Consider the following 12555-nt stretch of genomic DNA (forward strand, 5'->3'; position numbering starts at 1 on the left):
GGCGCACGACCCGCTACGCTCCATGCGCATGACCGCGCCGTCGACCGACGCCCACGCCCCGAACGCCGCCGCCCGAGCGGGCGCCGGCGCCGACCCGTGCCGGCCGCCGAACCTGCCGCTGCGGCAGCGGCCGCTCGACTGGTTCTTCATCGTCGTGTTCTCGCTGTTCACCGTGACGAGCATGATCAGCGACATGCTGCCGACGCTCGGCGTGGACTTCTCGCAGCCGTCGCCGAACTTCCTGGTGAACGCGAACTGGTGGTACGCGCACGACACCGATCCGCTGTTCATGGATCCGCCCGTGTGGATGCGCATCGTCACCGGGCTGTCGGCGTTCGTCTACCCGGTGTTCTCCGTGCTGCTCGTGATCTCGCTCGTCCGGGGCTGGAACCGGATCCAGCTGCCGAGCGTGATCTACGCGACGATGATCGCGACGATCACCGGGGTCGTCGTGTTCGGCGTCGAGTTCTTCGGCGAGCCCGAGTGGATCACGCCGAACCCGGTGAAGTTCCTCGCCTTCAACCTGCCGTACGTGCTCATCCCGATCCTGCTGCTCGTGCGCATGCGGAAGCCGCTCCCCTTCGCCCGGAGGTTCTGACTGCACGCGCGAGGCCCGCGCCCCGACACGGGGACGCGGGCCTCGACGCTCGAAGACCGGGCCGGAGCCTCAGCCCATCGCCTTCGCCTTCAGGGCCTGGAACTCGGTCTCGTCGATCGTGCCGGCATCGAGCAGCGCCTTCGCCTTCGCGATCTCGTCGGTCGGGCTCGCGCTCGCGCCCGCGACCGAGCGGATGTAGTCGTCCTGCGCCGTCCGGATCTGCGCCGCCTCGCGCCCGGAGCGCTCGGCCATGCCGCGACCGCGCGCGATCATGTAGACCAATGCGGTGATGAACGGGAAGAAGATCAGGAAGATGATCCACACGGCCTTCCACCAGCCGTTCAACGTGTGGTCGCGGAACAGGTCGGCCACGATGTAGAAGAGCACCATGAGGTAGGCGACGAACACCCACACCCACAGGAACCACCAGAACAGATCCCAGAAGTTGTCCACGCTGCAGACCTCCGTCTCTTCGGTCCTGGCTCCGTCGGGCGGCGCGCGGACGGAGGCGGACCTCGACCGAGCGACCTCCTCCTTCCCAGGGTGAGCGGCAGGCTAGCACCGGCGCGAGCCGCTGCGGAAGAGCGATCGATCCGAGTTCACCGCGGCGCCAGCGGGCGGGCCTCGGGCGGGGCTAGCCTGCTGCCATGACCGACGAGACGCCGGCGATCGACCCCGACGTGCCGCCCACCGGCGACGGCTGCGTCGAGTGCCTCGCCGGCGACACGTGGTGGCTGCACCTGCGCCGGTGCACCCAGTGCGGGCACGTCGGATGCTGCGACAGCTCGCCCGAGCAGCACGCCTCGCGCCACGCGCGCGAGCAGGGGCATCCGATCGCGCAGTCGTTCGAGCCGGGCGAGGACTGGTTCTGGGACTACGCCTCCTCGCAGGAGGTGACCGGCCCGGCGCTCGCGCCGCCGAGCAGCCGCCCGGTCGAGCAGGGCTCGCCCGCGCCGCGCGACCGCGTGCCGCGGGACTGGAAGCACCGCCTGCACGCCGTGCGCGAGCTGCCGCCGCACCTGCGACGACGCGCGCGACCGTAGTCGGCGGGCGGCCGGCTCCCGCAGAATGGGCTCACGGCCGACGACGGCCGCCGACGCGAGGAGCATCCGCATGGGCATCGACACCGCCGTCGACGCGGGCGCGGTCGACCCCGCGGTCGTGCGCGAGGACCTGCGACGGATGCTGCGCGCCGACCAGGTGCTGGCGGATGCCGCGTCGCTCGACGCCTACGCGCACGACGACGCCGAGTGGGCGCCGTTCGAGCCGCCCCTCGCGGTGGTGCTCGCCGAGCGCGAGGAGGACGTCTCGGCCGTGGTGCGGCTCGCCGCGGCATCCGGCCTGCGCGTCGTGCCCCGCGGTGCGGGCACCGGGCTCTCGGGCGGCGCCAACGCGATGGCGCGGTCGATCGTGCTGTCGCTCGAGCGGATGACCCGCATCCTCGAGGTGAACGCCGCCGAGCGGTACGCCGAGGTCGAGGCCGGCGTCATCAACGACACGCTCCGCGAGGCCGTCGCCGAGCAGGGGCTCTGGTACCCGCCCGACCCGGCGAGCTACCGCATCTCGACCATCGGCGGCAACGTCGCGACGAACGCGGGCGGCATCTGCTGCGTGAAGTACGGCGTGACCCGCGACTACGTGCTGGGACTGCGCGTCGTGCTCGCCGACGGCGACGTCGTGTCGCTCGGCCGACGCACGGCGAAGGGCGTGACCGGGTACGACCTCACCGCGCTCATGGTCGGGTCGGAGGGCACGCTCGGCATCGTGACCGAGGTGACGCTGCGGCTGCTGCCGCTCGGCGGGCGCGAGGACCGGGCGATCGTCGGCTCCTTCGGCTCGCTCACCGCAGCCGGCGTCGCGGTGGCCGAGATCACCGCGGCGGGCATCGTGCCGTCGGCGCTCGAGATCATCGACCGCACCTGCATCGAGGCGGTCGACGCCTGGCAGGGCCTCGGCCTCCCGCACGGCGCCGACACCATGCTGCTCGCTCGGGTCGACGAGGTCGGCGCGGCCGGCGACGAGCTCGCGGCATCCGTCGCCCGCATCATGACCGAGGCGGGGGCGATGTCGGTCGAGCAGGCAGCGGATGCCGCGGACGCGGACCGGCTCTTCCTCGCCCGGCGCCTCGCCTATCCGGCGCTCGAGCGGCTCGGGCCGGTGCTCACCGAGGACATCTGCGTGCCGCGCGGGCGCGTGCCCGAGATGCTCGCGCGCATCCAGGCGACGGCCGCCGCGAACGACGTCGTGATCGCGAACATCGCGCACGCGGGCGACGGCAACCTGCATCCGCTGATCATCGCGCCCGAGGGCGACGACGACGCGAAGGCGCGGGCGAAGCTCGCGTTCGATCGGATCGTCGACGACTGCCGCGAGCTCGGCGGCACGGTCACGGGCGAGCACGGCGTCGGCCTCTTGAAGGTGCCCGGCGCGCGAGCGGAGCTCGGCGATCGCGTCATCGAGCTGCATCGCGCGATCAAGCATGCGCTGGACCCGCTCGGGATCCTCAACCCGGGCAAGGCCTACCCGGCGTAGCCTCGGGGTCGGAGGGGAGCGCGATGGTCGGGGCGCCGGACGAACCGGAGGGGACGGCTGCCGAGCCCTCGACGCCGTCGACGCCATCTGCGCCGCCGCGAGAGTCGTGGGTCGCCGCCCGCTGGCGGGCGATCCGCGGGGTGTTCCGCCGCGAGACGCTCGGCAAGGACGCCGTGGCCGGCACGATCCTCGGCGTCGAGAGCGTGCCCGACGGGCTCGCGATCGGGCTGCTCGCGGGCGTCAACCCGGTGGCCGGCCTGTACGCGTTCCTGTTCGGCATGGCCGGGGCGGCGCTGTTCACGAGCAGCACCTTCATGGCCGTGAACGCGACCAGCGCGATGGCGCTCATCGTCGCCGACAGCGATGTCGGCAACGCACCCGACCCCGATCGGGCGCTCTACACGCTCGCGATGCTCACCGGGTTCATCATGGTCGTCGCGGGCCTGGTCGGCGGCGGCCGGCTGCTCCGATTCGTCCCCACGGCGGTGATGGTCGGCTTCGTGACGGCGGTGGGCATCAACATCGTGTTCGGGCAGCTGGCGAACCTCACCGGCTACACCGGGCGCGGGGCGAACCGGCTCGTGCGGGCGATGGACACGCTCCTGCACCTCGGGCAGTTCCACGTGCCCACGCTCGTCGTCGGGCTCGTGACGATCGGCCTGATCGTCGTGCTCACTCGCACCCCGCTGCGTGCGCTCGGACTCGTCGTCGCGATCGTCCTCGGATCGGGGCTGGCCGCGCTCTTCACGTACGCGTTCGACTGGGAGGTGCTCACCGTCGGCGACATCGCCGACGTGCCGAACGCCCTCCCCGCGCCCGTGCTCCCGAGCCTGGCCGACGTGCCCGACCTGCTGCTGCCCGCATTCGCGCTCGCGTTCGTCGGCCTCGTGCAGGGCGCGGGCGTCGCGGGCAGCGTGCCGAACCCCGACGGCAGGCCGGCCGACGCCTCGCGCAACTTCGTCGGCCAGGGCGCGGGCAGCATCGTGGCCGGGGTGTTCCGCGGCATGCCGGTCGGCGGGTCGACGTCCGCCTCCGGGATCCTCGTCGCCGCCGGCGCGCGGACCCGCCTCGCCCTGTTCATCGCGTCGACGGTCATGGCGATCGTCATCCTGGTGGCCTCGGGCGTGGTGGCGCTCGTCGCCATGCCCGCGCTCGCCGGCCTGCTCATCGTGGTCGGGATCCAGGCGATCAAGCCGCTGCGCATCCACTCGGTCGTGAAGACGGGCGCGCTGCAGACGACCATCATGGTGGTCACGTTCGGCCTGACGCTGGTGGTGCCGCTGCAGTTCGCGGTGCTCATCGGCGTCGGCCTCGCGATCATCCTCTTCGTGGCGCAGCAGTCGAACCGCCTGCGGGTCCGCCAGCTCGAGTTCCACGGGGAGGGGCGCATGCGCGAGACGGACCCGGTGGCCGTCGTCCCGCCGCATGGCGTCGTGGTGCTGCAGCCGTACGGCAACCTCGCCTACGCGACGGCGCCGGTCTTCGACGAGCAGCTGCCGAAGGTCGACGACGCGTCACGCGGTTCCGTCGTCATCTTCCGGCTGCGCGGGATCGACGAGCTCGGGCTCTCGCTCGTCGCGGTGCTCGAACGCTACCTCGACGAGCTCGAGCAGCGCGGCTCGACGCTGTGGCTCGTGGTCGCGGGCGACCGGATCCGCAACCAGCTCGCCGCGGGCGGCCTGCTCGACCGCCTCGGTCCCGACCGCGTCTACGCGAGCTCGGAGTGGATCGGCGAGGCGGTGCACCGCGCGCACGCCGACGCCGAGGCGTGGGTGGCCGAGCGGCGCTGACGGCGCGGCATCCGTGGGCCCGGCATCGGGACGCGACGCGGGACGTCAGCGTTGCAGGAACCCGAGCAGCTCGGCGTTGAACCGCCCCGGCTGCTCGATGTTCGCGGCGTGCCCGTCGCGCTCGATGACGGTCGACGTCCCGCGCCGGTTCAGGGCAGCGGATGCCGCGGCGTGCTCGGCCGGCCAGAACTCGCTCTCGGCGCCGGCGATGAAGAGCACGGGCACGTCCACCTCCGCGACCGTGCTGCGCCAGTCGCGCGTGGCGTGGTCGTGGAGCAGCTCGAGCTCGGCGGACGTGAAGGTGGGCTTGCCGCCCTTCGGCAGGTCCATCGCCTTCAGGACCCTGGCGATGCGCACGAGTCCCTTCGACTTCGCCGGGTGCCGGCCGGGGTCGGGGATGCCGGTCGCGAACATGGCATCGACGTTCGAGGCGTCGTAGTCGTAGAACCCGAACGGCCAGTCGGCCGTGTTCAGCATCTTCGGCGTCTGGTCGACGATGACGATGTCCCGGATGCCGCCGGTGCCGAACTGCCGCACGCACGACCAGATCGCGTTGCCGCCCATCGACTGGCCCACGAGCGTGACGTCGTCGAGCCCGAGCTCGAGCAGGAGGTCGTGGATGTCGGCGCCGTGCCGGTCCATGGTGTGGTCGTCGGGACCGACCTCGGACGCGCCGTGGCCGCGCCGGTCGAACGCGATCACGCGGAGGCCGGCCCGGGCCAGCGGCTTCACCTGGTACGACCAGCTCGTCGCGGCCGCCGTGAACCCGGCGATGAGCACCACCGGACGGGCTGCCGGGTCGCCCGTCTCGACGTAGTGCAGCCGGGTGCCGTCGGAGCTCGTGATGGTCGGCATCGTCGCCTCGTTCCTCGGGTGGGCGGCCGGAGTGATCCGGGCTGCCCCCAGTCTGGAACCGCGCGGAAGTGCGGGCAAGCCCTCAGCGGATCGGGTCGGCCTCGAGGTCGCGCACGGTGTAGAACTCCTGGTCCCAGAGGGCGTAGACGAGCCACGTGGGCAGCAGGTACGACTCCTGCAGGAAGTTCGCCTGCGACGCGTGGATGCTCCAGCCCTCGTGCTTCTTCTGCACCTCGGCGGGCATCGCGTACTCGGGCTTCGGCTGGTGCTCGACCACGAACCTCCCGGTCTCGCCGCCGAAGATCGACAGCGCCGTCGAAGGGCTGATCGTGTAGACGAAGTGCTCGGGGCCGCGGTAGTCGCCGTCGGATGCCGCGAGCTCGGCGATCGCCCGCTCGGTGACCTCGCCCATCCGCATGTGGTCCTCGTGGCCGGTCGCGCCCGACTCGGGCCAGAACCCGACGACGACGTCGGGGCGGACCCGCTCCATCTCGGCGACGACCCGCTCGACGAGCTCGTCCCCGTCGACCTCGGGCACGCCGCCGTCGGGGTAGTCCCACACGACGTGCCGGTCGACGCCGAGGTTCCAGCTGTTCTTCAGCGCCTCGGCCGTGCGGATCTCACCGAGGTCGGACTGGCGTCCGACCGTGGGCGACTGCTCGCCCGCCTCGCCCTGCGTCGCGGTGATCATCGCGGTGTAGGCGCCGTCGTCGCGCTTGGCGCGCCAGAACAGGCCGTTGACCGTCTGCTCGTCGTCGGGGTGGGCGAACACCCCGAGCACGCGCGTGCCGCCGAGCTCGCCGACCACGGAGTCGACGCCTCGCGCGGCGGGCTCGTGGAACAGGTGTCGGCCGGCCCAGTACACGCCGCCGACGAGGGCGAGCAGGACGGCAGCGGTGACGAGGAGCGCGACGGTGCGCTTGCGCATGGGCGGGGCTTTCGGGTTCGGGTCGGGGTCGCGGCGCGCCGATGAAGGGAGGCCCGCCGCGGGGAGGGGGCGACGAGCATGCTAACCCGGAGCGCGGCGAACGCCGAATCATGCTCGGCTTCGCGGGATCCCGGCCGAATCCGGGCTCCGCGAGCAGCGCTCGGGTCAGGCCTTCCGTTCGCTCCGGCGGCGGTCGATGAGGAACTTCGCCGCGAGCCAGCCGAGCAGCGCGGTCGTGAGCCACACGACCACGGCGGCGAGGATCCACGCCGCGACGCCGTCGAAGCTGAGCCCGTCGGAGAGGAGGGTCGCGAGCCACAGGGCGAGGAACGTCGACGCCAGGCCGGCGATGCCGGCGACGGTCGGCGCCGATCGGTGGAAGATGCGCTCGATCAGCCACTCGATGAGGGCCTGTGCGGCGGCGAACACGAGGATCGCGACGATGAAGCCGGTCGCATGCACGTGGAAACCGGGGATGAGCAGCGCCGCGAGGAGCAGGCCGAGCGCGGCCGCGCCGAGGAAGACGGCGATGCGGATGAGGAGGCGCACCATGAGCGGAGGGTATCGAACGCGGCATCCGACCTCTTGGCGTGGCGCGCCGCCGCGGTGGAAGATGAACGGGTGACGCCACGACGGGGAGCGGCATGACCCAAGCCGGACCGAACCGGGCCGCCCGCCGTGTCCAGGGCGTGTACTACACGCTCATGCTCGGGAACACGCTGGCGGCCTCGTTCATCTGGGGCATCAACACGCTGTTCCTGCTCGACGCCGGGCTCTCGAACCTCGAGGCGTTCGCCGCCAACGCGTTCTTCAGCGCGGGCATGTTCATCTTCGAGATCCCCACGGGCGTGGTCGCCGACACGGTCGGGCGCCGGGCGTCGTACCTGCTCGGCACGCTGACGCTCGCCGTGACCACGGTGCTGTACTGGCTGCTCTGGGTCTGGCAGTCGCCGTTCTGGGCCTGGGCGATCGTGTCGGTGCTGCTCGGCCTCGGCTTCACGTTCTTCTCGGGCGCGGTCGACGCGTGGCTCGTCGACGCGCTGCACGCGACCGAGTACCGGGGCAGCCTCGAGACCGTCTTCGGCCGCGCGATCATCGTCGGCAACGTTGCCATGCTCGGCGGCTCGGTGCTCGGCGGCATCGTGGCGCAGCTGACGAACCTCGGCGTCCCGTTCTTGCTGCGGGCGGGCATCCTCGTCGTGATGCTCGTCGTGGCCGCGCTGCTCATGCGCGACCTCGGGTTCACGCCCGAACGCGGCGCCGGGCCGATCAAGGCCACCGGCAACGTCCTGCGCGCCTCCGTGAAGTACGGCCTCGGCAACCCGCCCGTGCGCTGGCTCATGCTCGCCACGCCGTTCACCGCCGGCGTCGGGATCTACGCGTTCTACGCGCTGCAGCCGTACCTGCTCGAACTGTGGGGCGACGAGGAGGCCTACACGATCGCGGGCCTCGCCGCCGCCCTGCTGTCGGGCGCCGGGATCGTCGGCGGCATCCTGGCACCCCGGGTGCGCCGGCTGTTCCGCAAGCGCACGTCGACCATCCTGCTCGCCACGCTCTCGAGCACGGCCGTGCTCATCGCGCTCGCCTTCACCACGAACTTCTGGATCGCCGTCGTGCTCATCGCCGCGTGGGGCGTCGCGTCGTCGATCGACGACCCGGTGCATCGCGCCTACCTCAACGACATGATCCCGTCGAAGCAGCGCGCGACGGTGCTCTCCTTCGACTCGCTGCTCGGCAGCGCGGGCGGCGTGGTCTTCCAGCCGATCCTCGGCCGTTCGGCCGACCTCGGCGGCTACGGCGCCTCGATGCTCTGGAGCGGCGTCATCACGGCGTTCGCCGCGCCGTTCGTGCTGCTCAGCCGTCGGCAGCGGGCGCCGGCCGACACCGCGCGCACGGTCACGCAGGCGGCCGAGACGGGCGACGAGCCCACGGCGGATGCCGCGGCGCCGCCCACGGCGTGACGATCCGGTCACGAAGCCCCGTGCCCCTTTCGGGGGACACCGATCGTCGCTAGCATGTCCGGACACGGGCGCCGCCGCCGGCGCCCCGACGGCGGACGACGGGCGGGGGTGCGGGGATGCGCAAGGCGTGGCTCGTGAGCCTCGGTGTCGCCGTCGCGGTCGGCGCCGCCGCCTTCGTCGGCGCCGCCGCGGCCACCACGGGCGCGCCGGTCTTCTACGACGCGCGTCACCCGGCGCCCGCCCCGACCGACGCCGGCGGGTACGACGTTTCTGCAGGCGCGGATCCGGGCTCGACGACCGACGGCGCCGTCGACGAGGCGGATGCGGGTGGCGCGCCGGTCGCGTCGAACGGGCCGACCCCGCCCGATCGCGCATCGGGAGCGACCCCGGCCACGCCGACGCCGACACCCGCCCCCGCACCGACTCCGACACCCGGCGCCGACGATCCCGATCGCGCCCACGGCGTGCCCGACGTCACCGTGCCGCCGACGCTGGCCGAGCGCGAGTCCTGGCTCGCGTTCCAGCAGGTGCTCCGCGACTGCATGGCCGACGCGGGCCACGAGTACCTCTACTGGGAGTGGTGGAACCCTGGGCCCGACACGTCGAACCGGTTCCCGGCGATGCCGCCCGACCTGTCGCGCGGCGAGGTCGGCCGGTGGCAGGCCGCGCTCGAGTGGTGCAGCGACCAGGCGGGTTCGATGCGCTCGGGTGTCGAGCCGCCGCCCGCCGACGGCATCGGGATCGAGACCGAGGACTGACCAGGGCACGCGAGGGCCGCGGCCGCCCGGTCAGTCAGTGCATGTTGTCGTTGCCGAGGACATGGACGGCGTAGCCGTGGCATCCGGCGTCCTCCCAGCGGTAGGCGGCACCGGTGCCCGCGTCGCCGTACATCGCGACCCACCAGGCGTCCGTGCCGTCGTCGAACTCGCCGAAGCCCTGCTCGGCCAGGCACGCGCGGATCTCGTCCTGGAACGCCGCCATCTCCTCCTCCTCGGTCATCGCGTTCGGGTCGGGCGCCGGCACCGGCGCCGAGAGCGGGGTCCCTGCTGCCCGGGCGACCGCCACGGCGTGCTCCCCCACGCCGAGGCAGCCGCGCTGCTTCCAGTCCGAGGCCGGCACCGACCAGTCGTCGCGAGCCTCGCCGTAGAACGCGTTGAGCCACATGATCGACTGCTCGAAGCTCAGCCCTCGCGGCTGCGAATCCTGGTTGAGCCACGGGGCCGCGGGCACGTACGTCGCGCCCTTGCCGGCCATGCACTCGGCGATGACCTGCTCCCGGCCCATGTACTCCTCCTGGCCCTCCACCGTCGAGAGGTCGGAGATGGGCACCTCCATGGCCATGGCATCGACGGTCGAGGCATCCGAGTCCCCAGCGTCGAGGTCGACGGTCGCGCCGCCTGCTGCGACGTCGTCGCCGGCGAGCTCGAACCAGGACGTCCCGAACGCGCCGAAGGCCGTGAGCGCGACCGCCGCCGCGCAGACCAGGATGCCGCCCATGGCGATCGGAGCGGCCAGTCGCCTGACGTTCATTCCCCGTCCTCGGGCCGAGCGGCCGGCTCGGGCTCGGCCACGGCCTTCGGTGCGGTCCACCACGCGGCCATCGAGAGGAAGAACAGCACGGCAGCACCCGTCGCGACCCGGTTCAGCAGCACCATCTGCGCGGTCGAGGTCGAGAAGTACGCCGTGAAGCTCACGCTCGTCTCCATGAGCGCGTAGGTGCCGAATCGGATGAGCAGGTACGCCGCGATCGCCAGCACGAGCCCGGCGAACGCCCGTCGCCGGGCGACCATGAGCAGCCACGACCCGACGAGCGCCAGGACAAGGCCGACGACCGAGAGCTCGGCGACGTCGGCCGCGCCGCGCCAGTCGCCGATGAGCACGCTCCGCACCACGCGCCAGACGATGAACCCGCCCCAGGCGACGAGGGCGATCGCGGCGAGGTGCGCGAGCGCCGGCATCGCGAGCGGGAACGTGCCCCTCGGGGCGCCCATCGCGGCGCGACGCAACCGGGCGCCGCGCCAGGCGAGGTCGGCCGGGATGCCGCGGATGGCCCTTCCGAGGATCGAGCCCGTCGCACGGGCACCCGAGTGCTCGCGTTCCTCGTAGAGGTCGGAGGCGACCTCGGCCCGGCGTTCGGACGCGACGTCGTCGGGCAGGTCGGCGGTGTACCACCGGCACCAGGCGAGCACCGTCGCGTCGACGCGCCCCGCAGCACGATGTCGAATGCGCGCGGATGCCTCGAGCCCGAGCCCGCCGTCGGGTTCGAGCGTGACGGCGCTCATGCGAACGCCGTCCTCGGGCTCGGTGCGAGCGCGGTGCGCTGCTCGGTCTCGGCGCGACAGGCGGCGACGCCGGCGCCGGTCACCCGGTAGAGCCGCCGTCGAGGGCGGCCCTCGTCGGCGGCGATGCCCGGATCCTCCCATTCGGATTCGACCAGGCCGCGTTCGGCGAGGCGGCTGAGCGCCTTGTAGAGGGTGCCGTGCGCGGTGAGCGCCGTGGCTCCCGCGCGGTCGGCGATGCGCTTGGCGAGTGCGAAGCCGTAGAAGTCGCCGTCTTCCGCCTGGAGCTCGATCCCAGCGCCGAGGATGTCGACCTCGAGGTCGACCAGCCGCCCTTCCCGTCTGCGTGGCATGGGAACAGTGTAGGAAGATATCGTCCAGTTGTATAGGAAGATATCTGCCGAAACTATAGGAAGATACCTGCCCATATGCTAGCGTCCCCCCGAGTCGCCTGATCGGCGGCCCAGACGGAGCCGTCTCATCGGGTGGCTCGGAAGGGGAACGACATGTACACCAAGAGGGTGGTGTTTCGAGCGATCGCCGGGGTGGCGTTGACGGCGACGCTCACCGGGGGAACGGCGTGGATGGCGGGCGCGTCCGACGCGGGCGGGCTGGACCCCGTCGGCGCGTCCGCCTCCATGGTGATGAGCGAGGTCCTGGCCGCCGAGGCGAGCAGGGTCTCGAACGCGGTGACGGCGACGGTCGCGGGGGCGACGGCGCCGGCGGCCGGTCCCGACCACTGCGAGGACTGGAACCTCACCGCGGACTACCGCGAGCGGCCCGACCGGTCGACCGCGGAGGCGACCGCGTTCGACCTCGTCTTCACGAACGTCGGGTCGCGACCGTGCTCGTTCGACGGGTGGCCGGGCTTGGTCGCGGAGGACGCCGACGGCGCAACGCTCACGTGGGCGCTCGCGTCGGGACCGACGAGCACGCTGGCGGTCCTCCCGCCCAACGGCGGCCAGGCCGTCGCCGAGGGTAGTGCGGCCGTCCCGTCCGCGGTGGGTTGTGCCGCGGCGACCTCCGATCGCCTGCGCGCCTACATCTCGTCGGACGGGGCAGCCGGCGGAATCGTCGATGACGCCCGGGTCGCCGTCTGCACGGATGGGACCTGGTCGCTCTGGCTCGGACCGCTGGTCGCCCTGCACGGCGCACCGGGCGAGGTCACTGCGCCCGAGGAGCCGGCCCCGCTCCCTGCGAAGTGCCAGGACGAGCAGCTGACCCTCGAGTTCGTCTCCCGGCCCGACCTGTCGGTCGTCGGGGCATCCGGATTCGAGCTGGTCTTCACGAACGCGACGGACACGCCGTGCTCGATCTGGGGATGGCCCGGTCTCGTCGTGGAGGCGGCCGACGACACCCGGATCGGGTGGTCGTGGGCGGTCGGCGACGACATGGGCGAGCCGTTCGTCCTCGCGCACGGCGACGCCGCCGTCGTGCTCGGCACGGCACCCGACCCGGCCGCGTGGGGCTGCGAGGCCGTGAAGGCCGACCACCTGCGGGCCTACGTCACCTCGGATGGTGCCGGCCCCGGCGTCGTCGGCGCCGCGCCGATCCCAGTCTGCGCCGACGGGTCGACGGTGCTGGAGATCGGGGCGTTCGCCGCGGCCTGAGG

Annotated in this window: 14 protein-coding genes; 7 read left to right on the forward strand and 7 right to left on the reverse strand. The window is 72.5% G+C overall.

The window, feature by feature from the left end:
* Positions 1-28 precede the first annotated feature (28 nt).
* Complete coding sequence (locus FYC51_RS08880) at positions 29-598, forward strand: EXPERA domain-containing protein (protein WP_222863223.1); 570 nt, start codon at positions 29-31, stop codon at positions 596-598.
* Between the two features lie 69 nt (positions 599-667).
* Here FYC51_RS08880 and FYC51_RS08885 read toward each other — a convergent pair whose 3' ends face one another.
* The gene (locus tag FYC51_RS08885; RefSeq protein ID WP_187432647.1) at positions 668-988 is read right to left on the reverse strand and encodes an SHOCT domain-containing protein; all 321 of its coding nucleotides are present in this window, start codon (positions 986-988) and stop codon (positions 668-670) included.
* Between the two features lie 257 nt (positions 989-1245).
* On the opposite strand from FYC51_RS08885, the gene FYC51_RS08890 reads away from it, so the two are divergent.
* The 3 genes from FYC51_RS08890 (at position 1246) to FYC51_RS08900 (ending at position 4920) form a co-directional block, all read left to right on the forward strand.
* On the forward strand, positions 1246-1641 hold the full coding sequence (locus tag FYC51_RS08890) for a UBP-type zinc finger domain-containing protein (protein ID WP_148733213.1): 396 nt from the start codon (positions 1246-1248) through the stop codon (positions 1639-1641).
* Positions 1642-1711: 70 nt separating this feature from the next.
* Positions 1712-3130, forward strand: coding sequence for an FAD-binding oxidoreductase (locus FYC51_RS08895; RefSeq protein WP_238476276.1), 1419 nt, complete (start codon positions 1712-1714; stop codon positions 3128-3130).
* 23 nt (positions 3131-3153) lie between these two features.
* Complete coding sequence (locus FYC51_RS08900) at positions 3154-4920, forward strand: SulP family inorganic anion transporter (RefSeq protein ID WP_148733214.1); 1767 nt, start codon at positions 3154-3156, stop codon at positions 4918-4920.
* Positions 4921-4965: 45 nt separating this feature from the next.
* Here the strand turns inward: FYC51_RS08900 and FYC51_RS08905 are convergent, their stop codons facing one another.
* The 3 genes from FYC51_RS08905 to FYC51_RS08915 form a co-directional block, all read right to left on the reverse strand.
* Positions 4966-5775 (reverse strand): alpha/beta fold hydrolase, encoded by an 810-nt coding sequence (locus FYC51_RS08905; RefSeq protein ID WP_148733215.1) that lies wholly within the window; start codon positions 5773-5775, stop codon positions 4966-4968.
* Between the two features lie 82 nt (positions 5776-5857).
* Complete coding sequence (locus tag FYC51_RS08910) at positions 5858-6703, reverse strand: PIG-L deacetylase family protein (protein WP_148733216.1); 846 nt, start codon at positions 6701-6703, stop codon at positions 5858-5860.
* 165 nt (positions 6704-6868) lie between these two features.
* Entirely contained in the window at positions 6869-7255 is a 387-nt protein-coding gene (locus FYC51_RS08915) for a phage holin family protein (protein ID WP_148733217.1), read from the reverse strand.
* Positions 7256-7347: 92 nt separating this feature from the next.
* On the opposite strand from FYC51_RS08915, the gene FYC51_RS08920 reads away from it, so the two are divergent.
* Together FYC51_RS08920 and FYC51_RS08925 are read left to right on the forward strand one after the other, a co-directional pair.
* Complete coding sequence (locus FYC51_RS08920) at positions 7348-8664, forward strand: MFS transporter (protein ID WP_148733218.1); 1317 nt, start codon at positions 7348-7350, stop codon at positions 8662-8664.
* 116 nt (positions 8665-8780) lie between these two features.
* On the forward strand, positions 8781-9422 hold the full coding sequence (locus tag FYC51_RS08925; protein ID WP_148733219.1) for a hypothetical protein: 642 nt from the start codon (positions 8781-8783) through the stop codon (positions 9420-9422).
* 34 nt (positions 9423-9456) lie between these two features.
* Here FYC51_RS08925 and FYC51_RS08930 read toward each other — a convergent pair whose 3' ends face one another.
* Genes FYC51_RS08930 through FYC51_RS08940 form a run of 3 tightly spaced genes read right to left on the reverse strand, consistent with a single transcriptional unit; the run spans position 9457 to position 11296 of the window.
* Positions 9457-10194 carry a hypothetical protein gene (locus tag FYC51_RS08930; RefSeq protein WP_148733220.1) on the reverse strand — a complete coding sequence of 246 codons (738 nt, stop codon included), beginning with the start codon at positions 10192-10194 and terminating at the stop codon, positions 9457-9459.
* Positions 10191-10946, reverse strand: a complete 756-nt coding sequence (locus FYC51_RS08935) for a hypothetical protein (RefSeq protein ID WP_148733221.1) — start codon at positions 10944-10946, stop codon at positions 10191-10193. The genes FYC51_RS08930 and FYC51_RS08935 overlap by 4 nt, the downstream gene beginning before the upstream one ends.
* The gene (locus tag FYC51_RS08940; protein ID WP_148733222.1) at positions 10943-11296 is read right to left on the reverse strand and encodes a PadR family transcriptional regulator; all 354 of its coding nucleotides are present in this window, start codon (positions 11294-11296) and stop codon (positions 10943-10945) included. Before FYC51_RS08940 ends, FYC51_RS08935 begins: the two co-directional genes overlap by 4 nt.
* Before the next feature lie 153 nt (positions 11297-11449).
* Between FYC51_RS08940 and FYC51_RS08945 the strand changes: the two genes are divergently transcribed.
* Entirely contained in the window at positions 11450-12553 is a 1104-nt protein-coding gene (locus FYC51_RS08945) for a DUF4232 domain-containing protein (RefSeq protein ID WP_148733223.1), read from the forward strand.
* The last annotated feature ends 2 nt before the right edge of the window (positions 12554-12555 follow it).

This window comes from Agromyces mariniharenae, assembly GCF_008122505.1.
Taxonomy (GTDB): Bacteria; Actinomycetota; Actinomycetes; order Actinomycetales; family Microbacteriaceae; genus Agromyces; species Agromyces mariniharenae.

What these genes read in the sequence shown, in the direction of transcription:
- FYC51_RS08880 (WP_222863223.1), top strand. Translation starts at nt 29, where the DNA reads ATGACCGCGCCGTCGACCGACGCCCACGCCCCGAACGCCGCCGCCCGA.
- FYC51_RS08885 (WP_187432647.1), bottom strand. Translation starts at nt 988, where the DNA reads ATGGTGCTCTTCTACATCGTGGCCGACCTGTTCCGCGACCACACGTTG.
- FYC51_RS08890 (WP_148733213.1), top strand. Translation starts at nt 1,246, where the DNA reads ATGACCGACGAGACGCCGGCGATCGACCCCGACGTGCCGCCCACCGGC.
- FYC51_RS08895 (WP_238476276.1), top strand. Translation starts at nt 1,712, where the DNA reads ATGGGCATCGACACCGCCGTCGACGCGGGCGCGGTCGACCCCGCGGTC.
- FYC51_RS08900 (WP_148733214.1), top strand. Translation starts at nt 3,154, where the DNA reads ATGGTCGGGGCGCCGGACGAACCGGAGGGGACGGCTGCCGAGCCCTCG.
- FYC51_RS08905 (WP_148733215.1), bottom strand. Translation starts at nt 5,775, where the DNA reads ATGCCGACCATCACGAGCTCCGACGGCACCCGGCTGCACTACGTCGAG.
- FYC51_RS08910 (WP_148733216.1), bottom strand. Translation starts at nt 6,703, where the DNA reads ATGCGCAAGCGCACCGTCGCGCTCCTCGTCACCGCTGCCGTCCTGCTC.
- FYC51_RS08915 (WP_148733217.1), bottom strand. Translation starts at nt 7,255, where the DNA reads ATGGTGCGCCTCCTCATCCGCATCGCCGTCTTCCTCGGCGCGGCCGCG.
- FYC51_RS08920 (WP_148733218.1), top strand. Translation starts at nt 7,348, where the DNA reads ATGACCCAAGCCGGACCGAACCGGGCCGCCCGCCGTGTCCAGGGCGTG.
- FYC51_RS08925 (WP_148733219.1), top strand. Translation starts at nt 8,781, where the DNA reads ATGCGCAAGGCGTGGCTCGTGAGCCTCGGTGTCGCCGTCGCGGTCGGC.
- FYC51_RS08930 (WP_148733220.1), bottom strand. Translation starts at nt 10,194, where the DNA reads ATGAACGTCAGGCGACTGGCCGCTCCGATCGCCATGGGCGGCATCCTG.
- FYC51_RS08935 (WP_148733221.1), bottom strand. Translation starts at nt 10,946, where the DNA reads ATGAGCGCCGTCACGCTCGAACCCGACGGCGGGCTCGGGCTCGAGGCA.
- FYC51_RS08940 (WP_148733222.1), bottom strand. Translation starts at nt 11,296, where the DNA reads ATGCCACGCAGACGGGAAGGGCGGCTGGTCGACCTCGAGGTCGACATC.
- FYC51_RS08945 (WP_148733223.1), top strand. Translation starts at nt 11,450, where the DNA reads ATGTACACCAAGAGGGTGGTGTTTCGAGCGATCGCCGGGGTGGCGTTG.